Below are 25,431 nucleotides of genomic sequence, written 5' to 3'. Positions count from 1 at the left end.
GGCTCACCTCCAAAGATCCCGGGTACTCGGGGGGTTCGGACTAGGGGGCTTGTGACTCGGTTGTAGATCAGCACAGCAAGTCCATGCATACGCCAGCAGGTTCATACCCACTCAGCGGTAGTGATCATAACTATCCGTACTCGCGCATCGCTCGGCGCACGGCCGCACAAGGGGGCGCATGGCCAATATGGTCAGGGGTATGACGACCGAGGCTGACTCCTTCCCCCGTCGGCACGCCCGTACGCAGCGGTTCACGCTCGGCGCGCCGCGTGCGTTCACCGTGGCACCCGACGGTTCACGTGTCGTGTTCCTGCGTTCGCGCTCGGGCACGGACCGGGCCAACTCCCTGTGGATTCTTGATCCTGCGGACGGCACGGAGCGGCTCGCCGCCGACCCGCTCACTCTCCTGCAAGGCGCCTCGGAACAGCTCTCGCCCGAGGAGCGGGCGCGCCGGGAGCGCAGCCGGGAGGGCGGCGCCGGCATCGTCGGCTATGCCACCGACGCGGCCGTGGAGTTGGCGTCTTTCGCCTTGTCGGGGCGGCTTTTCACGGCCGAGCTGCGGGCCGGTACGGCACGCGAACTCCGCGTCCCGGGACCGGTGATCGACCCGCGACCCTCGCCCGACGGGCGGCACGTGGCGTATGTGACCGGGGGCGCGCTGCGGGTGGTCGGCGCCGAGGGCGAGAGCGACCGGGCGCTGGCCGAGCCGGAGTCGGAGACGGTCACCCATGGACTGGCCGAGTTCGTCGCGGCCGAGGAGATGGGGCGTTCGCGGGGCTTTTGGTGGGCCCCGGAGTCGGACCGGCTGCTCGTGGCGCGGGTGGACGACACGCCGGTGCGGCGGTGGTGGATCGCGGACCCGGCCCACCCCGAGCGTGAGCCGAACCACATCGCTTACCCGGCGGCGGGGACGGAAAACGCGGACGTACGGCTGTTCGTGATCGGTCTCGACGGGGGGCGCACGGAGGTCGTCTGGGACCGCGCACGCTATCCGTATCTGGCACGTGTGCACTGGTCAGAGGCGGGGGCGCCGCTGCTCCTGGTGCAGGCGCGGGACCAGCGCAGCCAGTTGTTCCTGGCGGTGGACCCGGACTCCGGGGCGACCCGGATGGTGCACGCCGATGAAGATCCAACATGGCTGGAACTTTTCGCTGGTGTGCCCTGCTGGAACCCGTCCGGGCAGCTTGTCCGGATCGTGGACGAGGGCGGCGCACGGGTGCTCGCGGTGGGCGAACGCCCGCTGACGGGGCCGCAGTTGCACATCCGTGCGGTGCTGGACGTGGGCCCCGGTGATGTGCTGGTCACGGCCTCGGCGGGCGAGGAGGCGGAGTCCCCGCGGACCGGCGAGGTCCATGTCTACCGGGTGAACGAGCTCGGCGTGGAGCGCGTGTCGCGGGAGCCCGGCGTGCACTCGGCGGTGCGGGCCGGGGACGTGACGGTCCTGATGTCCGCGACCCTCGACCGGTCGGGCACGCGCGTCCAGGTACTGCGTGAAGAAAACGACGGAAAACCAGCGGTGACTGTCCTGTCACACGCCGAAGATCCTGGTTTGTCCCCCGGCGTGACACTCACCGAGGGGGGCGCACGCCGAATTCCGTGCGCCGTGCTTATGCCTACGGACTACCCCGGTGACACGCCCCTTCCCGTTCTGCTCGACCCCTACGGCGGCCCGCACGGCCCCCGCGTGGTGGCCGCGCACAACGCGCACCTGACCTCGCAGTGGTTCGCCGACCAGGGCTTCGCGGTCGTCGTCGCCGACGGCCGGGGCACCCCCGGCCGCTCACCGGCCTGGGAGAAGGCGGTCCACCGCGACTTCACGGTCTCCCTGGACGACCAGATCGAGGCCCTCCAGGACCTGGCGAAGCGCTACCCGCTGGACCTGTCCCGGGTGGCGATCCGCGGCTGGTCCTACGGCGGCTACCTGGCCGCCCTCGCCGTGCTGCGCCGCCCCGACGTCTTCCACACGGGCATCGCCGGCGCCCCGGTCACCGACTGGCGCCTGTACGACACCCACTACACCGAGCGCTATCTGGGCGACCCCGGCGAGGACCCCGAGGCCTACCTGCGCAGTTCCCTGGTCACCGACGAGGGCCTGTCCTCCCCCGCCGAACCGCACCGCCCGCTGATGATCATCCACGGCCTGGCCGACGACAACGTGGTGGCCGCCCACACCCTGCGCCTGTCCTCGGCACTCCTCGCCGCGGGCCGCCCGCACGAGGTGCTCCCCCTGTCCGGCGTCACCCATATGACCCCGCAGGAACAGGTCGCGGAGAACCTGCTGCTGCTCCAGGTGGACTTCCTCAAGCGTTCGCTGGCACAACAGGCCGAACCATCGTGAACCGCGTTTACACATAGGCAACTTCACGGAAGCGGCACCGATATACGGACGCGCGAGGCTGAACATCGTACGGCCGTGCGGGTGCCGTGAACGGGCCGGGATGCGTCATGTCATCCCGGCCCGTTGCCGTTCCGCGCGGGCTTCGGCGACTCCTCCGGGGCCGGCGGCAGCCCCGGCGCCGAGCGCCCGATCGGCAGGGTTTCGGCGAAGTGGCAGGCCGAGTCATGGGCCGCGGGGCCGCCCGCCTGCCGGAATTCCGCGGGGACCGCGAGAGCCGGGACCTCCTGGACGCACCGCTCCTGGGCCTTCCAGCAGCGGGTGCGGAAGCGGCAGCCCGAGGGGATGGCCGTCGGGGACGGCACATCGCCGGTGAGGATGATCCGCTCGCGGTGTTCGCGGGCCTCCGGGTCGGGCACCGGGACCGCCGACAACAGCGCCTGCGTATAGGGGTGCGTGGGGTGTTCGTAGATCTCGGCGTCGCTGCCGATCTCCACGATCCGGCCCAGGTACATGACCCCGACCCGGTCCGAGATGTGCCGCACGATCGACAGGTCGTGCGCGATGAAGACGTAGGAGAGATCGAACTCCGACTGGAGCCGGTCCAGCAGGTTGATCACCTGCGCCTGCACCGAGACGTCCAGGGCAGACACCGGCTCGTCGGCGACGATCACCTCGGGGCGCAGCGCCAGCCCCCGGGCGATGCCGATGCGCTGGCGCTGGCCGCCGGAGAACTGGTGCGGGTAACGGTTGATGTACTCGGGGTTGAGGCCGACCACGTCGAGGAGTTCTCGCACCCGGCGGCGCCGGTCGCCCTTGGGTGCCACCTCGGGGTGGATCTCGTACGGCTCCCCGATGATGTCCCCCACCGTCATCCGCGGGTTGAGGGAGGTGTAAGGGTCCTGGAAGACCATCTGGATGTTGCGCCGGACGGCCTTCAGGGCCCTGCCGGACAGCCGGGTGATGTCCTCGCCCTTGAACCTGATCGAGCCCGCCGTCGGCCGCTCCAGGTTGCACAGCATCCTCGCCACCGTCGACTTGCCGCAGCCCGACTCGCCGACGATGCCCAGGGTCTCGCCCTTGCCGAGGGTGAAGTCGACACCGTCGACCGCCTTCACCGCGCCGATCTGCTTCTTGAAGAGGATCCCCCGCATCAGCGGGTAGTGCTTGACGAGGCCGCTGACCTCCAGGATCGGCTCAGCCATGCAGACACTCCCTCCAGAAGTGGCAGGCGCTGCCGCGCTCCGAGGAGACCTCGTACAGCGGCGGCACGTCCGTGCGGCACACGTCCTGGGCCATCGGGCAGCGCGGATGGAAGGCGCAGCCGGGCGGGATGTCCATCAGGTTCGGCGGCAGGCCCTTGATGGCGTACAGCTGCTGCCCCTTCTGGTCCAGGCGCGGGATGGAGTCCAGCAGGCCCCGGGTGTAGGGGTGGGCCGGCGCCTTGTAGATGTCGTGCACGGGGGCCGTCTCGACGATCTTCCCCGCGTACATCACGGCGATCCGGTCGGCCACGTCCGCCACGACCCCCAGATCATGGGTGATGAGGATCAGCCCCATGTGGTACTCGCGCTGCAGCTCGGCGAGCAGATCCATGACCTGGGCCTGCACGGTGACGTCCAGGGCCGTGGTGGGCTCGTCGGCGATGATGAGCGCCGGCTGCAGCGCCAGCGCCATGGCGATCATGATGCGCTGCCGCATGCCGCCGGAGAACTGGTGCGGATAGTCCCGGACCCGCTGGGCCGCGCCGGGGATGCGCACCCTGTCCATCAGCTCGACCGCCCTGACCCGCGCGCCCTTCTTCGACATCCCCGCGTGTACGACGAACATCTCGCCGAGCTGGTCGCCCACCGACAGCACGGGGTTGAGGGACGACAGCGCGTCCTGGAAGATCATCGCCATCCCGGCCCCCCGGAGCCTGCGCCGTTCCTCCTCCTTCAGCCTCAGCACGTCCTTGCCCTGGAAGAAGACCTCACCTTCGGTGATCCGCCCCGGCGGCATGTCCAGGATGCCCATCACGGCCTGCGCGGTGACCGACTTCCCGGAGCCCGACTCGCCGAGCACCGCCAGGGTCTCCCCCGCGTCGACGGCGTACGACACGCCGTTGACGGCCTTGGCGACCCCGTCCCGGGTACGGAACTCCACGTGCAGATCGCGCACTTCGAGCAGCATGGCACCGTCACCTCAGCTTCGGATCGAGAGCGTCGCGCACCGCGTCGCCCAGCATGATGAAGGCCAGCACCGTGACCGCCAGCGCGCCGGAGGGCCACAGCAGGGCGTGCGGGGCGTTGCGGATGTAGGGGGAGGCGGCGGAGATGTCGATGCCCCAGGAGACGCTCGGCGGTTTCAGTCCGACGCCGAGGTAGGACAGGGTCGCCTCCAGCGCGATGTAGGTACCGAGGGCGATGGTCGCCACGACGATCACGGGCGCTACCGCGTTGGGCGCGATGTGCCGCAGCAGCATGCGGGAGTTGGAGGCGCCGAGGGCGCGGGCCGCCTGCACGTAGTCGTTCTGTTTGGCGGTGATGACCGAGCCGCGCGCGATACGGGAGATCTGCGGCCAGCCGAGCAGCACCATGAACCCGATGACCGGCCAGACCGTATTACTCGTCACCACCGAGAGGAGGACGAGACCGCCGAGAACGACCGGGATGGCGAAGAAGATGTCGGTCGTCCGGGACAGCAGCGAGTCCCAGACGCCGCCGAAGAAACCCGCGAGCCCGCCGAGCACGGACCCGAGGAGAGCGACCCCGAGCGTGGCGCACACGCCCACCGTGACGGACGTACGGGCCCCGTACACGGTCCGCGTGTACACGTTGCAGCCCTGGCCGTCGTAGCCGAAGGGGGCGCCCGGCCCGGGGCCGTCCTGGGCCTTGGACAGGGTGCAGCTGAGGGGGTTGCCGGAGGCGATCGCCGAGGGCCACAGCGAGATGAAGACCAGGAAGAGGATGACGAGCGCGGAGACCAGGAAGACGGGGTTGCGCCTGAGGTCCCGCCAGGCGTCGGACCAGAGCGAGCGTGGCTTGCCCTGTGGTCCCGTGCCCTCCGGCCCGCCCGGAGTCTTCTCCAGGGTCTGCGCCTCGCTCGCCGCCAGGTCCATGGCGCCGCCCGCCCCCGTCCCCGCGATGGCCCGGTCGGACTCGTACGGCTGCTCAGGCATAGCGGATCCTCGGGTCGAGTACGGCGTACAGGAGGTCCACGAGCAGGTTGGCGATCAGGAAGACCAGCACGAGGACGGTCACGAAGCCGACGACGGTCTGGGTGTTCTGGCGCACGATGCCCTGGTAGAGCTGGTAGCCGACGCCGTGGATGTTGAAGATCCGCTCGGTGACGATCGCCCCGCCCATCAGCGCGCCGACGTCGGCGCCGATGAAGGTGACCACGGGGATGAGGGAGTTGCGCAGCAGGTGCCGGGTGATGACCCGGCGGCGGGGCAGGCCCTTGGCGATGGCCGTACGGACGTAGTCGGACCGTCTGTTCTCGGCGATGGAGGTACGCGTCAGCCGGGTGACGTAGGCGAGCGAGACGGAGGCGAGGACCAGGCCCGGCACGATCAGCTCGCCGAAGGCCGCGTCCGGGGAGACGGACGGTCTGATCCAGCCCCACTGGACACCGAGCAGCAGCTGCAGCAGCAGGCCGGTGACGAAGGTGGGTACGGAGATCACGACCAGGGTGGTGAGGAGCACGCCCGTGTCGACGGGGCGTCCGCGCCTGAGGCCCGTCAGGACGCCGAGCGTGATCCCGATGACGATCTCGAAGAGGATGGCCACGATGGTCAGCCGGACGGTGACGGGGAACGACGTGGCCATCAGCTCGGTGACCGGCTGACCGTTGAACGCCGTACCGAAGTCTCCGGTGAAGACGCTCCCCATATAGGTCAGGTACTGCTGCCAGACCGGCTTGTCCAAGCCGAACTCCTTCTTCAGCTGGGCGGCCGTCGCCGGATCGCACGCCCGCTCGCCGCACAGCCCCGCGATGGGATCGCCCATCACGTTCACCATCAGGAAGATCAGCAGCGTGGCCCCGATGAACACCGGGATCATCTGGAGCAGCCGCCGGAGGACATAGCGCCCCATGCCGGCTCAGCTGACCTTGATCTCGTTGTAGACGGGGACGCTGAACGGATTGAGCGCCACGTCGGACAGGCGCTCGGAGTAGCCCGCGCTGCCGTTCTGGTACCAGAGCGGGATGGCGGCCATGTTGTCCCGTACGACGCCCTCGGCCTGCTGGAAGGTGGAGACGGCCTTGGCGGGGCCGGTCTCGGCGTTGGCCTGGTCGACGAGCTTGTCGAAGTCCTTGTCGGACCACTTGCCGTCGTTGGAGGAGGCGCCCGTGTAGTAGAGCGGCTGGAGGAAGTTCTGGATGAGCGGGTAGTCCATCTGCCAGCCCGCCCTGAACGGGCCGGGCATCTTGTGCTGCCCGATCTGGTTGCGGAAGTCGGCGAAGGTGCCGACCGGGTTCCCCACGCACGCCTTGTCATTGCCGAGCGCGTTGTTGATGGAGTTGCACACCGCGTCGATCCACTCCCGGTGCGAGCCGGTGTCCGCGTTGTACGTGATCTTCACCTGGCCGCCGGGGAGCCCGCCGCCCTCCTTGATCAGCCTCTTGGCCTCGGTGGGGTTGTAGTCGCAGGCGGTGCCGCACAGGCCGGCCTTGAAGCCCCCCTCCGGACCGAGCACCGGCGAGGTCCAGTCGGTGGCCGGGGTGCGGGTCTGCCGGAAGATCGTGTCGGTGATCTGCTTGCGGTCGATCGCCATGGACAGGCCCGTGCGCACCTTCTCCAGGCCCGGCTTGTTCCAGGCCGGGTCGTAGAAGGGGAAGGCGAGGGTCTGGATGATGCCGGCCGGTGTGTTGATGTAGCGGCCGCCGAGGTCCTTCTTGACGTTCTTCAGCTGCGAGGCGGGGACGTCGTCGACGAGGTCGAGGTTGCCGGCCATGAGGTCGGTGTAGGCGGTGTTGCTGTCGGTGTAGACCTTCAGGGTCACGCCCTCGTTCAGGGCCTTGTCGTCGCCGGGGTAGCCGGGCCACTTCTTCAGCTCCATCTGCGAGCCCTTCGTATAGGACTCGATGGTGTAGGGCCCGTCGCCGACCGGCTTGCTCAGCCAGGCCGCGTGATCGGTGAAGAAGGCGCGGGGCAGCGGGGCGAAGGCCGCATAGCCGAGGGTGTCCGGGAAGCTGGAGAACTTCTGGTTGAGCTTGACGGTGAAGGTGCGGTCGTCCACGACCTTCAGACCGGAGAGGGTATCGGCGCTCTGCGAGCCGCTGGCGGGGTGGACCTTGTCGTAACCGTCGATGTAACCGAAGAAGTAGGCGTTCTTCTGGTTGTTCTTCAGGCTCGCCCCGTAGTTCCAGGCGTCCACGAAGGACCTGGCGGTCACCTTCTCTCCGTTGGAGAAGGTCCAGCCGCCCTTGATCTTGATGGTGAAGTTCTGGGAGTCCTTGGTCTCGATGCTCTGGGCGAGCATGTCCTTCGCCTGGGCGGTCTTCGGGTCGTAGCGCTTCAGGCCCCGGAAGACCATGTCGAGCACCTTGCCGCCCTGGACCTCGTTGGTGTTGGCCGGCTCCAGCGGGTTCTGCGGGTCGCCCCAGGAGGAGCTGAGCACCCCGGCGCCGCCACCGCCGCCCCCACCCCCGCCCCCGCAGCCGGCCGCCGCGAGCGCCACCGCCACCGCGCCTGCTGCCCCTAGGGCGTGCGTGGTTCCCCGCATGGCGTGCCTCCTCCGTGGTCACCGAGCCGTTACCGGTCAATATCCGCACATACGGTGCACATCGCATGCCCGCCGCCCGATTGAAGGTCCTTTAGGGGGACACGTCATCCGAATGCAGGCAGCCCCCGCGAGGGGTCTTGGCGATCTTGCGCCCACGGCGCAATGGATCTCTGCGCAACGATGCTGAAACGTTGGATTACGACGGGTCGATGTACGCATTTCGACACACCACCGTCCGCATATCGAACGCGTTGCGCGAATAGTTCCATTTGTCCGATGTGAAGCACGAGATGATTACGGCGTGCTACCCGCGTAGCTACAGATTGGTCAAGCCAGAGTAAAAAAGGTAAATAGACAACCAAGGGGACCGAGAATTTATTGACCTTGAATGAATTGCGTTGAAAAAGTCCGGCGTAGCCCGTAGGGACCGCCCTGCGGAGCCTTGACCACAGGGCACGGAGCGTCATGACCCCCCCTACTCCTTCCCAGGCCACCCCACTCGAGGTGACCGACGAAGACAGCGCCGCATCGGCGAAGCCCGCCACCCTCAAGGGCACCGAGAGCCGCTCTCCGGGACGGCTGGCCTGGACCCGCTTCAAGCGGGACCGGACGGGTGTCATATCCGCGTTTGTGGTGATCTTCTTCTTCGTCGCCGGCATCTGCGCACCACTGATCGCCAAGGTGTACGGCAAGGACCCGTACACGACGTACGGGCAGAACGACCCGAGTCTGATGAACGACTTCGGCTTCCCGATCGCGCCCAACGGCGGCATGAGCGGGGACTTCTGGTTCGGCATCGACCCAGGGCTGGGCCGTGACGTCTTCACGTTCCTGCTCTACGGCATCCGCAACTCGCTGCTGATCGCGACGGCGACGACCCTGCTGGTGGCCTTCTTCGGCGTGGTCATCGGCGTCACCGCCGGCTACCTGGGCGGCAAGACCGACTACTTCGTCGGCCGGATCATCGACATCCTGCTGGCCTTCCCGCAGATGCTGTTCTTCATCAGCTTCTTCCCGGTGATGATCACGGTCCTCGTCGCGCCGACCGAAGCGACCCCGACCTGGCTCATCGTCATCTCCCTGATCGTCATCATGACGCTGTTCGGCTGGGCCCCCATCGCCCGTCTGCTGCGCGGTGAGGTACTCGCCCTGCGCGAGCGGGAGTTCGTCGAGGCCGCCAAGGTGACGGGCGCGTCCCCGGCCCGGATCATCTTCAAGGAGCTGCTGCCCAACCTGTGGACGCCGATCCTCATCCAGTCGACCCTGGCTCTTCCCATGTACGTGACGACCGAGGCCGGTCTGGCCTTCGTGGGCGTCGGCCTGTCCGACCCCACGCCGGACTGGGGCGTCATGGTCCAGAACGCGGCCAAGACCTACCAGGACGACATCACATTCATGCTCTTCCCGGGCGTGACGATGGTGATCTTCGTCGTCGCCTTCAACCTCCTGGGTGACTCGGTGCGTGACGCGCTGGACCCCAAGGCCGGTCGCTGAACCTCCCTCTCCATACTTCCGGCCCGGGCGACGGGGCCCGCCGGAGCAGTCCGTATCCCTCCTCCAGCAGAGCAGGAAGCCATGTCCCTTTCCCGCAGAAACTTCGTCATCGCCACGTCGGTCGCGGCCGGCGGCTCCATGGTCCTCTCCGCGTGCAGCAGCGGGGGCGGGAAGAGCGGTAACACCGGCCACGCCGGCACCGACAAGTACACGGGCCACGTGACGGTCGGCACCAAGGAGGACTCGACGGGCCCCGCCCCCGAGATCCCCGGTGCGCGCAAGGGCGGCAACATCACCGGCCTCGGCCCGAGCGACTTCTCCCACCTGGACCCCCAGCGGATCTACTTCGCCTGGAACTCCTCCGTCGGCAACCTCTACATCCGTGCGCTGACCGGCTACAAGATCGCCATGGACGGCACCATGAAGCTGGTCGGTGACCTCGCCACCGACACCGGCACCATGAGCGACGGCGGCAAGACCTGGACCTTCACCCTGAAGGACGGTCTGAAGTGGGACGACGGCAGCGAGCTGACCGTCGAGGACGTCCGCCACGGCATCGAGCGCGGCTTCGCCAGCTTCACCACCGAGGGCGCCCAGTACGTCCAGACCGCGCTCGTCGGCTCCACCGACTTCCGCTCGAAGTACAAGGGCCCGTTCAGCGGCAAGCACCTGGACTCCATCGTCACCGACAAGGCGAAGAAGACCATCACGCTGAAGCTGAAGCAGGCCCGCCCGGACCTCAACTTCACGATGGCGATGCACTCCTACGGCGCCGTGCCCGTCGGCCACGACACCAAGGACAAGTACGACAAGGACCCGGTCTCCTCCGGTCCTTACAAGATCGCACAGCACTCCATCGACAAGTCGATGAAGCTGGTCCGCAACCCGCACTGGGACCCGAAGACGGACGCGATCCGCAACGCCTACCCGGACAGCTTCACCTTCGAGTTCGGCACCGAGTCCCTGCCCGCCACCGACCGTCTGATCGCCCAGAGCGGCGGCGACCAGTACTCGGTCATGGCCTACAGCGGTGTGCCCGCCGAGCGTCTGCAGAAGGTGCTGGGCGACGCCCAGCTGAAGAAGCGAACCATCAACGGTCTGCTCAGCGGTCTGTACTACTACGCCATCAACTGCAAGCGCATCACCGACCCGAAGGTGCGCCAGGCGCTCAACTACGCCTGGCCGCTGGAGCAGATCCGCCGCATCTACGGCGGCGAGTCGGCCGGTGACTACGCGACCTCCATCATCAGCCCCGACATCCTCGGCTACGCGCACCAGGACGTCTACGACAAGGCGAAGAAGCCGCAGGGCGACCCGGTCAAGGCCAAGGCGCTGCTGAAGGAGGCCGGCAAGGTCGGCCAGAAGATCGTCTACACCTACCCCAAGGGCGGCAACGACGCCTACGAGAAGACCAAGGTCGTCATCGTCAACGCCCTGAAGGCGGCGGGCTTCGACCCGGTCGTGAAGCCGGTGGACCAGGGCAGCTACTACGACCAGGTTCAGCAGGTCGACAACAGCTTCGACGTGATGTGGTTCGGCTGGTCCCCGGACTGGCCGACCGGTTACACCGTCATGCAGCCGCTGTTCGACGGTGGCACGATCGCCAACGGCTCCAACAACGTCTCGCAGCTGAACGTCAGCTGGGTCAATGACGCGATCAAGAAGAACGCGGTCATCGCCGACCCGAAGGCGGCCGGCGACGCCTGGGAGGCGCTGGACAAGAAGATCATGACCGAGCTGGCGCCGATCATCCCCGAAACCTTCCAGCGCCGGTTCTACCTGTACGGCGAGAAGGTCGGCGGCGCGCTGTTCGACCCGCTGTTCTCGGCGTTCGTCATGTACAAGCTGTACGTGAAGGCGTAAGCACCAGCCAGTCCAGGGGCGGGGCGCCGCACACCGGCGCCCCGCCCACCCCCCTTCCGCCCCCACCACGGCGTCGCCCAGGGAATCCCATCGCCATGTTCCGCTTTCTCATCCGCCGGATACTCGGCGCAGCGGTGATCCTGCTGATCATCAGTGCCATCACCTTCCTTCTCTTCTATGTCGCGCCGCGTGACCCCGCCCGGGTCGCCTGCGGCAAGGTCTGCACGCCACAGACTCTGGCGCTGGTCAAGCACAACCTGGGCATCGACGATCCACTGCCGGTGCAGTACTGGCACTGGCTCGAAGGCGTCTTCGTGGGCCGCGACTACGGCTCCTTCGGTCACTGCAACGCGCCGTGCCTCGGCTACTCGTTCCAGAACCGCGTGCCGGTGCTCGGCCTGATCCAGGACCGCTTCCCGACCACCATCTCGCTCGCCCTGGGCAGCGCGGTCGTGTTCGTCATCTTCGGCGTCGGCACCGGCATGATCGCCGCCGTCAAGCAGGGCAAGGCGCTGGACAAGATCGCTTCCTCGGCCTCGCTGATCGGTTCGTCGCTGCAGATCTACATCGTCGGCATCGTGGCGATGTTCTACCTCTCCGACGAGTGGGGCATTCTCCCCCGCCCGAACGACAACTCCAGCTTCACGGACGACCCCGGGGCTTGGTTCTCGGGCTTGCTGCTGCCGTGGTTCGTACTGGCGATCATCTTCACTGCGAACTACACGCGTATGACCCGCTCCCAGCTGGTCGAGACTCTGAGCGAGGACTACGTCCGCACGGCACGCGCCAAGGGCCTGTCCGCGCGCACGGTGTTCTTCCGGTTCGCCTGGCGCGGCGCGATGGGCCCGATCGTGACGATCCTCGGCCTGGACCTCGGCACGCTGCTCGGCGGCGCGATCATCACGGAGGCGACGTTCGGCCTGCACGGCATCGGCGCCGTCTCGGTGAAGGCCGTACACAACAACGACCTCCCGGTGCTGCTCGGCGTCACTCTGGTGGCCGCCGCCGCGATCGTGGTCTTCAACATCATCGTCGACGCCCTGTACGCCCTCATCGACCCGCGCGTCCGCCTCGCGTAAGGAGAGATCTCATGAGCACCCCCTTCCTCTCCGTTCGCGACCTGCGCGTGCACTTCTCCACCGAGGACGGCCTGGTCAAGGCCGTCGACGGGCTCTCCTTCGACGTGGAGAAGGGCAAGACCCTCGGCATCGTCGGCGAGTCCGGCTCGGGCAAGTCGGTGACCAACCTGTCGATCCTGGGTCTGCACAACCGTGAGCGCACCACCATGGACGGCGAGATCATCCTCGACGGCCAGGAGCTGCTGACGGCGTCCGAGCGCACGCTGGAGAAGCTGCGCGGCAACAAGATGTCCATGATCTTCCAGGACGCCTTGGCCTCCCTGTCGCCGTACCACACGGTGGGCGTGCAGATCGCGGAGACGTACCGCAAGCACACCGGCTGCACCAAGAAGGAGGCCCGGGTACGCGCGGTGGAGATGCTCCGCCGGGTGGGCATCCCGCAGCCGGACGTCCGCGTGGACGAGTACCCGCACCAGTTCTCCGGCGGTATGCGCCAGCGCGCGATGATCGCGATGGCGCTGGTCTGCGACCCCGAGCTGCTGATCGCCGACGAGCCGACCACGGCTCTCGACGTGACGGTCCAGGCTCAGATCATGGACCTGCTCAAGGACCTCCAGCAGGAGTTCGGCACCGCCATCATCTTCATCACCCACGACCTCGGCGTGATCGCCGACATCGCGGACGACGTGCTGGTGATGTACGGCGGCCGGTGCGTGGAGCGCGGCACCAAGAAGGAGGTGCTCCGCGCGCCGGACCACCCCTACACCTTGGGCCTGATGAACTCGATGCCGACCCTCAACGGGTCGGTGGACGTGCCGCTGACGCCGATCCCCGGTTCGCCGCCCTCGCTGCTCAACCCGCCGTCCGGCTGCCGCTTCCACCCGCGCTGCGCCTTCGCCGAGAAGGTGTCCGGCGGGCTGTGCTCCAGCGATCGGCCCACCCTTGAGGTCGTCGAGGGCCGCGGTTCCGCCTGCCACCTCACCCAGGAGCAGAAGCAGGACCTCTTCGCCGACTTTGCCGGAACCCGGCGCAACTGACGGACACGAGACGGGACTTCACGACCATGAGCAACACAACCCCCCTCCTGGACGTCTCGGGGCTGACCAAGCACTTCCCGATCAAGGGCGGCTTCCCGATCCGGCGCACCGTCGGCGCGGTGCAGGCCGTGGACGGCCTGGACTTCCAGGTGGCCGAGGGCGAGAGCCTGGGCCTCGTCGGTGAGTCCGGCTGCGGCAAGTCGACCACGGGCCGGCTGATCACCCGCCTGCTGGAGCCGACCGGCGGCAAGATCACCTACCGCGGCCAGGACATCACGCACGCGGGCCGCAAGGAGCTGGCGCCGGTCCGCTCCGAGATCCAGATGATCTTCCAGGACCCGTACGCCTCGCTGAACCCGCGGCAGACGGTCGGCAAGATCATCTCCGGCCCGATGGAGATCAACGACATCAACCCGGCCGGTGGTCGCGAGAAGCGCGTCCGCGAACTCCTTGAGATCGTCGGCCTGAACCCAGAGCACTTCAACCGTTTCCCGCACGAGTTCTCCGGCGGCCAGCGCCAGCGCATCGGCGTGGCCCGCGCACTCGCCCTGGAACCGAAGCTGATCGTCGCCGACGAGCCGGTCTCGGCCCTGGACGTCTCCATCCAGGCCCAGGTGGTCAACCTGCTCCAGCAGGTCCAGAAGGACCTCGGCATCGCGTTCGTGTTCATCGCCCACGACCTGGCGATCGTCCGGCACTTCTCGCAGCGCGTCGCGGTCATGTACCTCGGCAAGATCGTCGAGATCGCCGACCGCGAGGACCTGTACGAGAACCCGCGCCACCCCTACACCCGGGCCCTGCTCTCCGCCGTGCCCGAGGCGACGGTGGACGAGGAGCCGCGCGAGCGCATCCGCCTGGCCGGCGACGTGCCCTCCCCCATCAACCCGCCCTCCGGCTGCCGCTTCCGCACCCGTTGCTGGAAGGCGACGGAGAAGTGTGCCACGGAAGCCCCGCCGCTGGTCGAGGCGGACGGCAACAAGCCCGGCCACCTGACCGCCTGCCACTACCCTGAGACGTCGGAGACCGTCCCGGCTCCCCGCCTCTCCAAGGACCCCGAGGCGGCGGCCTGACACACCCCTTTCCGTCAGCCGCCCCCTTACGGAACGGACCTTCACCGGCCCATTGACCCGAGCCCATGAACGTCCGATCCAGGGGAAAAGAAAGCCCGTGGCGCGCAGTTGCGTGCCACGGGCTTTCACTTTCCCTGAAAGCGGGTACTGCGAGCGTCATCGACTGAGGGGGCCCGGGCAGCCTTCGGGTCTAATGACGGAAATCCGCTAGTAGATCTCCCAGTAGTCCCTGTCGCTATCAAGCATCCTCTTACCGCAGATCACCTTTCCGGAGACTACCTTGAGGTAGCCGCACGAAGGCCCCCCCACAATGGTCTTCTGATGCAGAGTTGTAGTCCGGATCGTCCACCCATTGTGGGTGATATCGGATTTACTGCAATCTATGACCGTTACCGGCTTTTCGTGCCCGTTTGCACTTGTCAAGCACGTGAGGCCCGGGATCCGGTCGTTCGCGGTTACGATATTCTGCCCGGCTCGCGCCCAGAGCTGTTTCTTGACCACTTGACACTTAGCCTGAGTGACTGCCTTGCCGTCACCGTTGTACATCAGACATTGACCGGTGGTCACATTCCTGAGCCTGAACCACAATGTACTAGATGCCTGCGCCGGAGAAGCGGTACCTACGACACCGAACATGATGGACGCCGCAGTCGCACAAGCGACGGCGCCCGATTTGCGAGCGAACCTCATGAACTCCCCGCTTCATCGATTCCAGTCCGGAGTGACTGGCGAAACCATCCAATCACTCTCCGCACTAAATCGATCACTCATTTGAGGTAGTTCTGAGCTTCATCGCTGATCTTTGACGCGCCAAAGGCTGCATTCGGACTGTCCGAAAGTTCACTTGCCGAGGACAGGGCTACCGTGGCGGCCCGGCCAATCAAAGCCACACGCTCAGTCACAGGAATACCGAAGACGGAATTCACGATGCCGACGGCCGAGTACAGACGCGCTGATCAGCCACACCGGGGCCCGAGCATTGAGCAACGCAATCAGTACGGCGGCCGGAAACGTACCCACCCCAGTCACCCCAGCGGGACGGCTCACTCTCAGGCGGGCGGCGAGCCCGCACTCGCAACTGTGTCCAGGGACTGCACAACTAGATGTCCCACCATGCCCGCACTCCACCAAGGTACTAACGGGCCGCCAGCGGACCCCACGACACAGACCCTCTCCTCTCAACGGAGCTTCAACAAATTCCGCCGCCCGTGCCGCCTTTGCCGTACGACCACGGTGGTAGTTCAGCCTCCCACTTGCCATGCTTCGCGACAGCCTCAACCCTAGGGTCGTGAGATAACGCACCCCTTTCCGTCAGCCGCCCCCTTACGGAACGGACTTTCTCGGCCCATTGACCCGAGCCCATGAACGTCCGATCCAGGGGAATGAGGGCCCGCACATCTCTGCATGTGCGGGCCCTTCGCATGGGGGCGGCCTCAGTCGTACACAAGCAAGTAGTCGCACGTGTTCGTACCGTCGTGCAGTGACTCGTCACTGTTCAAGACATAGAAAGTTCCAGCGAATCCCGCGGCTGTCATCTTCGGTACCACGATCAACGTCTGCTTCGCCATCTCCAGCCCGGACGGCGCCACCACATACCGATCCAACAGGGCGAAAAGATTTTGCCCCAGGCTGGGCAGCATGAGTGCTCGATACGTGCGATCCCCTTGGCCTTGGGGTCCCGAGATGGCCACCTGGTAATGCGGTTCATTCCATTGTGAAGGCTGGGCAGCGACGCGGCCCTCCGTTTCGAGGCCTTGGAGCCGCTTCTGCGTGCTCTCCCTGATGCCGGCCATATGAATGTGCATCTGGTTGAAGCGCCGGGCAGCCTGTGAGTTCATCCCCAACCCGATATTGGGGTACACCACGGGGACGCCGCCTCCACGCCTCGCGTTCTCCCATGCATCGTTCCAGTAATTCGCCGCCTCAGAGGTCTCAAGAAACGGGCATTCGATACCCGTGATTCGACAACTGGGAGACAGTAGATAATCGTGCGTGTTCTCGGGCTTGCCGTGCAGCACGACGTAATTGGGAGCTGTTTTCAGGCAGTCCGGCTTGGGCTGCGGCGACGGTGGCGTTTTCCCGTGGGTGCAGTACTGGACGTCATTCCACAGCGGCTCTTTGTCAGCCGGGTCGCCACAGACGGCCTGGAGGCGAGTTGGGGGGCAGGGGTTCGGGCTTGCGCCTGGAGGGCAGCAGGGGCATGGGCCGGATGAGGGTTCTCCGTGCGCGGGACGGGCTGCTGCTGCGGCGCTCCCGACCGCTCCCGCACCGGCCATGAGCGCCGCTGCACCGACTCCACCGGAGATTGCGACGAATTGACGCCGAGGCAGCCCGCCGGAATCCTTGCGGTCATTCATACAATACCTCCGATTATGCCAGCTCCGCTTATCTCCCTGGCCGTGTGGGCGAGCGGCAGTCTCGTCCCGTTTCGGCCACTCCTTCACCCACGATGATCGACCGAATGAGCGAAATACTGGCCACCGCTTTCCTCGCCATGAAGTGACGCTGCGGCGGAGCTATTCTGCGGAGTGATTGAATTCCCTGCCCTGAAATGGCCGCCCACGGGCGCGGGGCCCGCCATCACGCCGCCCCCAGCTCACACCACACGTACTTGCCCCGGTTCCCGAACCGCGCCGACGGCTGCCAGCCCCAGTAGTCAGCGCACGCCCTGACCAGCCCCAGCCCCCGCCCCTCTTCCTCCACTTCACCCACCTGCTCCAACGGCCGAGGCGGCTCCGGTGGCTCGGGATCCGTGTCCCACGCGCCGATCCAGACCACGCCCTCCGGGGAGCGGCGCACCCTGAGTGCGGCGGGCCCTTTCGTGTGCCGTACGGCGTTGGAGACCAGCTCCGTCGCCAGCAGTTCAGCGGTGTCCAGGAGCCCGATCAGGCCGTGCAGGGTCAGGATCAGGCGCAGGGTGCGGCGGCAGACGGTGACGGCTCTGAGGTCGTTGGGGATGTAGAGGGTGTAGTCCCAGGCTTCGCTTTCGGGCATGCGTCTTCAACTCCATTCGGTGAGTGGGGATTGCGCGTGCGGTGGCATTGCCGCAGCCGTCATGGCAGGACGGAGCAGTGCGCTTCCGCTGTGTGTGCGTCGCGTCACCGACGGTATTTCCTAAACTTAGGAAGCCGCAAGCCGTTGCCGTATCCTGAGCCCCGAACGAGCTACACCCACGGGGCAGTTGCGACAGGAGGGCTGACGGTGCCGCCGAAAAGGCAACTCACAGTCCGCAGGGTGCGGCTGGGCACAGAACTGCGCAGACTGCGCGAGGCGACAGGCATGAAGGCTCGCGAAGCAGCGGAGTTGCTCGGAGTCGACTCCGTGCAGATCAGCCAGATCGAGTCCGCTGTCGCCGGTGTGAGCGCCGAGCGCGTACGACGCCTGGCGTCCCACTACGCCTGTACAGACGAGGCGTTGATCGACGCGCTCGTGACCATGGCGACCGACCGCACCCGTGGCTGGTGGGAGGAGTACCGAGATCAGCTGCCCGCGCCGTTCATGGATCTGCCCGAGCTGGAGCATCACTCCCGTTTCCGCCGGGACGTGGAGTTCCTGCATGTCCCGGGTCTTCTTCAGACCGCGGATTACGCTCGGTTCCTCTTCTCGTACGTGAACCCGGAGTTCCCACCGAGCGATGTCGAGCGGCGGGTCGATCACCGGATGAAGCGCCGGGTCATCATCGAACGTCCGGACCCGGTCCCGTACGAGGCCGTAATCCACGAGGCAGCGCTGCGCATCAGGGTCGGCGACCGATCCACGACACGGGCTCAGCTCGCCCGTGTCCTGGAAATCTCCGAAGCCGATCACGTCACCGTACGCGTCATCCCCTTCGATCTGGACGGCTTCGGCGGGGCCGGTAGCGCGATGGTGTATGCCGGCGGCTCCGTCCCCCAGCTGGACACCGTCGTCCGCGACGGCCCCGGCGGGCCGGTCTACATCGATACCGAAGTCCAGCTCAACCGATATCGAACGCGATTCCGTAGGGTAGAGACAGTGTCACTGGACCCGGACCATTCGCGGGACTTCATCCACCGGCTGGCGAAGGAGCTGTGAGCATGCTGACCCCCCACTCCTGGCGGAAGTCCTCCTTCTCCGGTGGCGACGAGGGTGACGCCTGCGTCGAAGTCGCAGACCTGGACTCTCACATAGCCATCCGCGACTCGAAAACCCCGACCAGGGCAACCCTCGCCTTCCCGCCCGAAGCCTTCGCCCCCTTCATCCAGGCCCTCAAGTCCCCGGAAGCTGAGAGCCGTTGACGAGGACCGCACCTCCCAGGTGCGGCCCTTTCTCACGGGCACCCTCGGTTCATCACCGTCGCCCGCCGGACTCCCAACCGTGGACCTCCACCACCGCGTACCGGTCCGGGGCCAGTACCGCGCGTGCCTCGTCCGGGTCCGGGGCCCGGACCAGCGCCGCCGTACCCAGCCAGGTGACGGCGTCGTCCGACAGCAGTGGCCCGAACGCGATCAGTTCGTCCCGGTCGGGCGGCACGGCGAGGTCGGCGCCCTGCCCCGGGCCGAGACCGAGAACCAAGTACCGATTCCCGCCGGTCCGGCCGCCGGGGAAATCCCACATGGTGCGCCCCAGCAGATTGCGCCACCGGCGCAGGAGCACGTCCCGGTACACGCCGGCCTGGTAGTTGGGCTCGTCGAAGGCGAACGCGCGGGCAGCGGCGGAATCGGGCAGGTCGACGATGTGCACGCTACCGGTGGGCGTCTCGCCGTCGTCGGCGAAGGTCGGCCCACGGGCGATCATCTCCGCCGCGTACCGGTCCATGTAGGACCAGTGCTCTTCCAACAACTCCTCGCGCAGCGGCACGGAGCCGACCCGGTCACGGTGGTAACAGAAGAACTCCATGACCACAGACCCTTCCCCAACGCAGGGCACCAGCTCAACCGGCTTTGGGCGCCCTGTGTCGAAGCCCTCAAGTCCCCGGAACCTGAGAGTCGTTCATGAAGTAGCCCGGAAACTGACGCACCGTTCAGCATCGTGTGTCACACTGCCGCGGTGGTAGATCATTCGTTCGCCGATCTCTCGCTCGCATCGCTCTACGACAGCCTCAATCCCTGGGGTCCGGGTGATGACTTCTACCTGGAGCTGGTGAGATCCGCCGACTCTGTGCTGGACGTCGGCTGCGGTACCGGGCGGCTGTTGCGGCAGGCGCGGGCCGAGGGGCACCAGGGGCGGCTGATGGGGCTCGATCCGGCGGCGGCCATGCTCGTACAAGCGCGGCGGGCTGAGCCGGGCGTCGAGTGGGTGCTCGGGGACCTGCGGTCACGGCTGTGGCAGGCCGAGTTCGACCTCGCCGTCATGACCGGGCACGCCTTTCAAGTACTGCTCACGGATGAGGAGTTGCGTACCTGCCTCGCCGCCGTCCGGGACGCGCTCACCCCCGGAGGGCGGTTCGTCTTCGAGACGCGGAATCCGGCCGCCCGGGCCTGGGAGCGCTGGACGCCGGACCGGGTGCATGAGGTGACGGACGCGGACGGCAAGGCCGTACGCGTCCGGCACGAGGTCCGGGGCGGGCTCGTCGGGGACCGGGTGACCTTCACCGAGACCTTCGAGAGCGAGGGCTGGGACCGGCCCCGGGTCAGCACGGCGACCTTGCGCTTCCTGGACCGCCCGAGACTGGGCGCCTTCCTCGCCGATGCCGGCCTGAGGGTCGTGGAGCAGTACGGGGACTGGGGGCGGGGGCCGCTCACCCCCGCCGGCCCGGAGATCATCACCGTGGCCGAGCGAAGCTAGTCGGCCGAATCCTCCTCCAGCGCCGCCAGCGCCGGATCCAGCACGATGTCCTCGTCCCGGGCCTCCGTCGTCGGTTCCTCCGGGAAGTGGCAGGCCGTCAGGTGGCCGGTGCGGTTGCCGGAGATCTGGACCAGCGGCGGCTCCTCGCTCGCGCACTTGTCCTGGGCCTTCCAGCAGCGGGTGCGGAAGCGGCAGCCGGAAGGCGGGTTGATGGGGGACGGTACGTCGCCGGCCAGGCGGATGCGCTCGTGCTGGGGCGCGTCCTCGTCCTCCGTGAGGCTCACCTCGGGGACCGCGGACAGCAGGGCGTGGGTGTAGGGGTGGCGCGGACGTTCGTAGATGGACTCGCGGTCGCCGACCTCGATGATCTTGCCGAGGTACATGACGGCCACCCGCTGCGAGAAGTGGCGGACCACCGCCAGGTCGTGGGCGATGAAGAGGAACGCGATGCCCAGTTCCTTCTGCACCTCCTGCAACAGGTTCACGACCTGCGCCTGGATCGAGACGTCGAGCGCCGAGACCGGCTCGTCCGCCACGATCAGCTTCGGTTCCAGGGCGAGTGCGCGGGCCACGCCGATGCGTTGGCGCTGGCCGCCGGAGAACTCGTGCGGGAAACGGTTGAAGTGCTCGGGGTTCAGGCCGACGATCTCCAGGAGTTCGCGGACGCGCTTCTCGCGGCCGCCCTCCGGCTGAATCCCGTTGATCTCCATCGGCCCGGAGATGATCTTGCCGACCGTCTGCCGCGGGTTGAGCGACGAGTACGGGTCCTGGAAGATCATCTGGATCTCGGAGCGGATCGGCGCCAGTTGCTTGCGGGTGGCGTGGCCGATGTCCCGGCCGCGGTACGAGATCGAACCGGACGTCGGCTCCAGCAGCCGCGTGATCAGGCGGCCCGTCGTCGACTTGCCGCAGCCCGACTCGCCGACCAGGCCGAAGCTCTCGCCGACGTGCACGGTCAGGTCGATCCCGTCCACGGCCTGGACATGGCCGACCGTACGGCGGATCGGGAAGCCGCCCCTGACCGGGAAGTACTTGGTCAGGCCGGAGACTTCGAGCAGCGGCCCGGCGGCCGTGCCCTCGGTGGCCCTGCGGCCGGCCGGGAGGACCAGGTCCTCTTTCATCTTGATGTCCTCCTAGCCCAGTCGGGGCCTGATCTCTTCCACGAAGATGGTCCGTTTCTGCTCCGCCGTGAGGTGGCAGGCGGAGGCGCGGTCCGGTGCCAGCAGGGGGCGCTCGGTCGCGCAGCGGGTGCCGCCGACCCGGTCCCGGAAGGTGCACCGGGGGTGGAAGCGGCAGCCGGGCGGCGGGGTCAGCAGCGAGGGCGGGGAGCCCGGGATCGGCGACAGCGGGGTGGCGAGGTCGGAGTCCAGCCGGGGCATCGAGTTCAGCAGGCCCCAGGTGTAGGGGTGTTGCGGGGAGCGGAGGACCTCGCCGACCGTGCCGCGTTCCACCGCGCGGCCCGCGTACATCACCATGATGTCGTCGGCCATGTCGGCGATGACGCCGAGGTCGTGGGTGATGAAGACGATCGCCGAGCCGAACTCCTGCTGGAGGTCCTTGAGCAGGTCGAGGATCTGGGCCTGGACGGTCACGTCGAGGGCCGTGGTGGGCTCGTCGGCGATCAGGAGGTCCGGGTCGCACACCAGGGCCATGGCGATCATCGCGCGCTGGCGCATACCGCCGGAGAACTGGTGCGGATAGTCCCGGGCCCGCTCCCTGGGGTTGGGGATGCCGACCTTGGCGAGCATCTCCACCGCGCGCTGCCACGCCTCCTTCTTGGAGGCGCCCCGGTGCTTCATGTACGGCTCGGCGATCTGCCGGCCCACCGAGTAGAAGGGCGAGAGGGCGGTCAGCGGGTCCTGGAAGATCATCGCCACGCGGTTGCCGCGGAGCTTCTCCATCTCCTTCTCGGTGGCGGTGATGAGTTCCTTGCCGTCGAGCAGGATCTCGCCGTCGATCGTGGTGAACATCGGGTCGTGCAGGCCCAGGATCGTCAGGTTGGTGACCGACTTGCCGGAGCCCGATTCCCCGACGATGCCGAGGGTCTTCCCGCGGTGCAGGTCGAAGGAGAGTCCGTCGACGGCCTTGACCGGCCCGTCCTCCGTGGAGAACGTCACCTGCAGGTCGCGTACCGCCAGGAAGCCGTCCGGCCCGCTCGGGGCCGGTGTGCCCGCGGCCTTGGTCATGGTGGTCACAATGCTGGATCTTCCTAGGAGAGCCGGATGCGCGGGTCGATCCACGCGTAGGTGATGTCGGTCAGGATGTTCAGGAGCAGGATGAAGAAGGCGCCGAAGAGCATGACGCCCATCGTCAGCGGCAGGTCCTTGTTGACCGCGCCGTCCACGGCGAGCCGGCCGATTCCCTGCAGCGAGAAGGTCAGTTCGGTGACCACGGCACCGCCCATCAGGGAACTGAGGTCGATGCCGAAGACGGTGACGATCGGGATGAGCGAGCCGCGCCAGGCGTAGCGGAAGAAGACGTACTTGCGGGACATGCCCTTGGCGCGGGCGGTGCGCACATGGTCCTCGGCCAGCTGCTCGATCATCGAGGAGCGGGCCATACGGGTGTACTGCGCGGTGAAGATGGTCGCCATCACACAGACCGGGATCGACATGCCGACGAACCAGCCGACCGGGTCCTGGGTGATGGGGACGTACTTCGGGTCCTCCATCCAGCCGGTGCTGTAGACGAGGATCGTCAGCACGACCGGGCCGAGGAAGTAGATCTGGAAGGAACTCAGCACCATGGACGTGCCCGTGGCCACCTTGTCCACGACGGTTCCGCGCCGGTAGGCGGCGATCATGCCCGCGCCGATGCCGATGATCAGGAAGACGATCGCGCCGCCGACGGTCAGCGTGAGGGTCAGCGGGAAACGGTCCATGATGGTGCTCCAGACCATGTCCCCCGAGTAGAACGACACGCCCAGGCAGGGAGCCGAGCAGTGGCCGGTCGGGAAGTCACGGCCCGTCACGATGCCGGAAATGAAGTGCCAGAACTGCTGGGCGAGGGGAAGGTTGAGGCCCAGGGCCTGCCGGATGTCAGCCAGTCGCTGGGGCGAACAGTCCTTGCCGCAGGCCAGGGACGCGTAGTCGGAGGGTGCGGCCACGAACAGGAAGAACGTCGCCGCACCGATGAGGAAGAGCGTGACGAAGGCGCCGACCGTGCGCCGGATGATGAACTGAAGCATGGCGGGCTGACTGCTCTCTGGTCGGACGGTGGGAGGGTTCGCTCGCGGGGGCACGCTCGTGTGGTGCGTGCCCCCGCCGTCAGCCGTGGGTCACGACTTCAGGTACACCCGGGTGATGTCGAGAAGGCTGGACACCGAGCCGTAGCGGGCCCCGCCCACGTTGGAACCGGAGATCTGGAACTGCTTCGTGTACCACAGCGGAGCCGACGGGACGACGTTCTCCAGCAGGTAGTGCTCCGCTTCCTTCCACGTCTTGGCGGCCTCGGCCGGCTGCTGGGTCAGCGCCTTCTTGATGAGGGCGTCGACCTTCGGGTCCTTGACGTGCGAGTAGTTCGCGGAGCCGTCGAAGACCTGCGAACCGTCGTAGATCGGCGTGACGACCGTGGCCGGGGACGGCCAGTCCTGGCCCCAGCCGCTGATGTAGATGTCGTACGGGTTCTTGAGCTTGCCGATCTGCTCGTAGTAGCTGGCCGCGTCGACCTCCTTGGAGACCACGTTGAAGCCGACCTTGGTGAGCGCGTCCCCGATGGCGACTTTGCGCTTCTGGCCTGCCTCGCTGTTGGCGTAGGCGAAGACGAGCTTCTTCTCGGACGCGGGGACGTCCTTGAGGATCTCCTTGGCCTTGGCGATGTTGCCCTGCGGGGTCTTCAGGCGGCCGTACGGGTCGTAGGCCGGCTCGTAGCCGGGCAGCGTCGGGGCGAAGTAGTTCGGGGCGACGTCGCCGCCGTAGGCACCGCCCTCGCCGGCGATGAGGGACTTGGAGTTGACCGCGTAGGCGACGGCCTTGCGGACCTTGATGTCCTTGACCCGGTCGAGGTTGAAGGTCAGCTGCATGACGTAGGGCTGGTAGCCCTTGACCGTGCGCTTGCTGGCCTCGGCGTTGTTGATGACGTCCTGGATCTGGGTGGCCTCGACGCCGTTGGTGAGCTGGATGGCGTTCTTGTTGTCGCCCTCGTCGGCGATGAGCCGCTTGGTCTGGGTCGACTCGGTGACGCCGAACTGGATGTTGAACCCGTCCACGTACTGGTGGCGCACGGAGTCGGTCTTCGGGTCCCAGTTGGTGTTCTTGACCAGCTTCAGCAGCTTGCCGGCCTTGTTCTCGGCGATCTTGTACGGGCCGGTGGCGACCGGCTTCTTCTCGTACTTCTCCTTGGTGTCGGTCTTCGCCGGGACGATGGCGTAACCGGCCATGGCGAGCGTCTGCGGCAGGTCCTGACGCGGTGTGTCGAAGTGGAAGACGATCGTCTTGTCGTCCGGGGTGTCCAGCACCTTGGCCGGCAGGTGCTTGCCGTCGAAGCCGCCGCCGGGCAGCGCCTTCCGGTAGTCGGCGCCGCTCAGCCAGGTCTGCAGATAGGTCGGGCCGTCGAAGATGAACTTCGCGTACAGGCGCTCGATGCTGTGGCGGACGTCGGCCGAGGTGATGGGGTTGCCGTTCTCGTCCTTGATGCCGTCCTTCAGGGTGAAGGTCCAGGTCTTGCCGCCGTCGGAGGACTTCCCGGAGTCGGTGGCGAGGTCGCCGGCGACCGAGACGTTGCCCTTGTCGTCCTCCTGGAACTGGGTCAGCCGGCGGAAGAGCAGGTTGGCGACCTGGCCGGCGTCGGAGACGTAGATCTGGCCCGGGTCCAGATGGGAGAGGCCGGCCTCCTGGTAGATCGTGATGGCGCCGCCGCTCCGGGCACCGGGGACGTCCTTGGCGGGGCCGGTCGAACCGGCGGCGTCGACGTAGGTGACCGCCTTGGACTGGACCGCCGCCTGGTTCTGGTCCTTCTTGGAGTCCTCCCCGGACTTCCCGCCCGTGTTCTTCGAGCAGGCCGCCGTCAGGACCAGGGAGCCGGCCGCGAGGGCAATCACGACGGCGCGCGCTCTGCGTGTGCTCTGAGACAACATGTGGCGAATCCACCTACCTGTCGGTG

At 67.1% G+C, this 25,431-nt stretch carries 22 protein-coding genes; 9 read left to right on the top strand and 13 right to left on the bottom strand.

The genetic code is table 11. The annotated features are described in order from the left end of the window. The first annotated feature begins 199 nt into the window (after positions 1–199). Entirely contained in the window at positions 200–2,338 is a 2,139-nt protein-coding gene (locus AVL59_RS06340; RefSeq protein ID WP_067300205.1) for a S9 family peptidase, read from the top strand. Between the two features lie 110 nt (positions 2,339–2,448). Here AVL59_RS06340 and AVL59_RS06335 read toward each other — a convergent pair whose 3' ends face one another. From AVL59_RS06335 to AVL59_RS06315, 5 genes are read right to left on the bottom strand one after another with little or no spacing between them, the layout of a single operon-like run. After that, a complete protein-coding gene (locus AVL59_RS06335; protein ID WP_067300204.1) occupies positions 2,449–3,540 on the bottom strand; it encodes an ABC transporter ATP-binding protein in 1,092 nt (363 codons plus the stop codon). Next, a complete protein-coding gene (locus AVL59_RS06330) occupies positions 3,533–4,507 on the bottom strand; it encodes an ABC transporter ATP-binding protein (RefSeq protein ID WP_067300203.1) in 975 nt (324 codons plus the stop codon). Before AVL59_RS06330 ends, AVL59_RS06335 begins: the two co-directional genes overlap by 8 nt. A gap of 7 nt (positions 4,508–4,514) precedes the next feature. After that, positions 4,515–5,495 (bottom strand): ABC transporter permease, encoded by a 981-nt coding sequence (locus AVL59_RS06325; protein WP_067300202.1) that lies wholly within the window; start codon positions 5,493–5,495, stop codon positions 4,515–4,517. Further along, positions 5,488–6,411: an ABC transporter permease gene (locus AVL59_RS06320; protein WP_067300201.1), complete on the bottom strand. Its 924-nt coding sequence runs from the start codon at positions 6,409–6,411 to the stop codon at positions 5,488–5,490. Before AVL59_RS06320 ends, AVL59_RS06325 begins: the two co-directional genes overlap by 8 nt. A gap of 6 nt (positions 6,412–6,417) precedes the next feature. Next, on the bottom strand, positions 6,418–8,043 hold the full coding sequence (locus AVL59_RS06315; RefSeq protein ID WP_067300200.1) for a peptide ABC transporter substrate-binding protein: 1,626 nt from the start codon (positions 8,041–8,043) through the stop codon (positions 6,418–6,420). Between the two features lie 465 nt (positions 8,044–8,508). Between AVL59_RS06315 and AVL59_RS06310 the strand changes: the two genes are divergently transcribed. The 5 genes from AVL59_RS06310 to AVL59_RS06290 all read left to right on the top strand — a co-directional run bounded on the left by AVL59_RS06310 (position 8,509) and on the right by AVL59_RS06290 (position 14,586). Further along, positions 8,509–9,537 carry an ABC transporter permease gene (locus AVL59_RS06310; RefSeq protein ID WP_079146549.1) on the top strand — a complete coding sequence of 343 codons (1,029 nt, stop codon included), beginning with the start codon at positions 8,509–8,511 and terminating at the stop codon, positions 9,535–9,537. Positions 9,538–9,618: 81 nt separating this feature from the next. Continuing rightward, positions 9,619–11,400: an ABC transporter substrate-binding protein gene (locus tag AVL59_RS06305; RefSeq protein ID WP_067300198.1), complete on the top strand. Its 1,782-nt coding sequence runs from the start codon at positions 9,619–9,621 to the stop codon at positions 11,398–11,400. A 95-nt stretch (positions 11,401–11,495) separates the two neighbouring features. Further along, positions 11,496–12,479, top strand: a complete 984-nt coding sequence (locus tag AVL59_RS06300; protein WP_067300197.1) for an ABC transporter permease — start codon at positions 11,496–11,498, stop codon at positions 12,477–12,479. Between the two features lie 11 nt (positions 12,480–12,490). Next, entirely contained in the window at positions 12,491–13,516 is a 1,026-nt protein-coding gene (locus AVL59_RS06295) for an ABC transporter ATP-binding protein (protein WP_067300196.1), read from the top strand. A 26-nt stretch (positions 13,517–13,542) separates the two neighbouring features. Next, positions 13,543–14,586 (top strand): ABC transporter ATP-binding protein, encoded by a 1,044-nt coding sequence (locus tag AVL59_RS06290; protein ID WP_067300195.1) that lies wholly within the window; start codon positions 13,543–13,545, stop codon positions 14,584–14,586. Positions 14,587–14,793: 207 nt separating this feature from the next. Here the strand turns inward: AVL59_RS06290 and AVL59_RS56265 are convergent, their stop codons facing one another. The 3 genes from AVL59_RS56265 to AVL59_RS06280 form a co-directional block, all read right to left on the bottom strand. Further along, positions 14,794–15,222, bottom strand: coding sequence for a ricin-type beta-trefoil lectin domain protein (locus tag AVL59_RS56265; protein ID WP_418361200.1), 429 nt, complete (start codon positions 15,220–15,222; stop codon positions 14,794–14,796). 797 nt (positions 15,223–16,019) lie between these two features. Beyond that, positions 16,020–16,697 (bottom strand): CDP-diacylglycerol diphosphatase, encoded by a 678-nt coding sequence (locus AVL59_RS06285; protein WP_067316955.1) that lies wholly within the window; start codon positions 16,695–16,697, stop codon positions 16,020–16,022. 469 nt (positions 16,698–17,166) lie between these two features. Then, positions 17,167–17,580, bottom strand: a complete 414-nt coding sequence (locus AVL59_RS06280; protein ID WP_067300194.1) for an ATP-binding protein — start codon at positions 17,578–17,580, stop codon at positions 17,167–17,169. A 240-nt stretch (positions 17,581–17,820) separates the two neighbouring features. Between AVL59_RS06280 and AVL59_RS06275 the strand changes: the two genes are divergently transcribed. Beyond that, the gene (locus tag AVL59_RS06275) at positions 17,821–18,639 is read left to right on the top strand and encodes a helix-turn-helix domain-containing protein (protein WP_372450354.1); all 819 of its coding nucleotides are present in this window, start codon (positions 17,821–17,823) and stop codon (positions 18,637–18,639) included. A gap of 2 nt (positions 18,640–18,641) precedes the next feature. Further along, positions 18,642–18,842: a DUF397 domain-containing protein gene (locus tag AVL59_RS06270; RefSeq protein ID WP_067300192.1), complete on the top strand. Its 201-nt coding sequence runs from the start codon at positions 18,642–18,644 to the stop codon at positions 18,840–18,842. A gap of 52 nt (positions 18,843–18,894) precedes the next feature. On the opposite strand, the gene AVL59_RS06265 is transcribed toward AVL59_RS06270, so the two are convergent. Continuing rightward, positions 18,895–19,443: a YciI family protein gene (locus tag AVL59_RS06265; protein WP_067300191.1), complete on the bottom strand. Its 549-nt coding sequence runs from the start codon at positions 19,441–19,443 to the stop codon at positions 18,895–18,897. Positions 19,444–19,593: 150 nt separating this feature from the next. Here AVL59_RS06265 and AVL59_RS06260 point away from each other — a divergent pair, with 150 nt between their 5' ends. Further along, the gene (locus AVL59_RS06260) at positions 19,594–20,331 is read left to right on the top strand and encodes a class I SAM-dependent methyltransferase (protein ID WP_067300190.1); all 738 of its coding nucleotides are present in this window, start codon (positions 19,594–19,596) and stop codon (positions 20,329–20,331) included. Here the strand turns inward: AVL59_RS06260 and AVL59_RS06255 are convergent. From AVL59_RS06255 to AVL59_RS06240, 4 genes are all read right to left on the bottom strand, one after another. Beyond that, positions 20,328–21,452, bottom strand: a complete 1,125-nt coding sequence (locus AVL59_RS06255) for an ABC transporter ATP-binding protein (RefSeq protein WP_067300189.1) — start codon at positions 21,450–21,452, stop codon at positions 20,328–20,330. The genes AVL59_RS06260 and AVL59_RS06255 overlap by 4 nt on opposite strands. 12 nt (positions 21,453–21,464) lie before the next feature. Next, complete coding sequence (locus AVL59_RS06250; protein WP_067300188.1) at positions 21,465–22,526, bottom strand: ABC transporter ATP-binding protein; 1,062 nt, start codon at positions 22,524–22,526, stop codon at positions 21,465–21,467. A gap of 14 nt (positions 22,527–22,540) precedes the next feature. Then, positions 22,541–23,518 (bottom strand): ABC transporter permease, encoded by a 978-nt coding sequence (locus AVL59_RS06245; RefSeq protein WP_067300187.1) that lies wholly within the window; start codon positions 23,516–23,518, stop codon positions 22,541–22,543. A 90-nt stretch (positions 23,519–23,608) separates the two neighbouring features. After that, a complete protein-coding gene (locus AVL59_RS06240; protein WP_067300186.1) occupies positions 23,609–25,405 on the bottom strand; it encodes an ABC transporter substrate-binding protein in 1,797 nt (598 codons plus the stop codon). Between the last annotated feature and the right edge of the window lie 26 nt (positions 25,406–25,431).

Origin of the sequence: Streptomyces griseochromogenes, assembly GCF_001542625.1 — a bacterium.
In the GTDB taxonomy this organism is placed as follows: Bacteria; Actinomycetota; Actinomycetes; order Streptomycetales; family Streptomycetaceae; genus Streptomyces; species Streptomyces griseochromogenes.
This window is presented reverse-complemented; position numbering and strand designations above follow the sequence as displayed.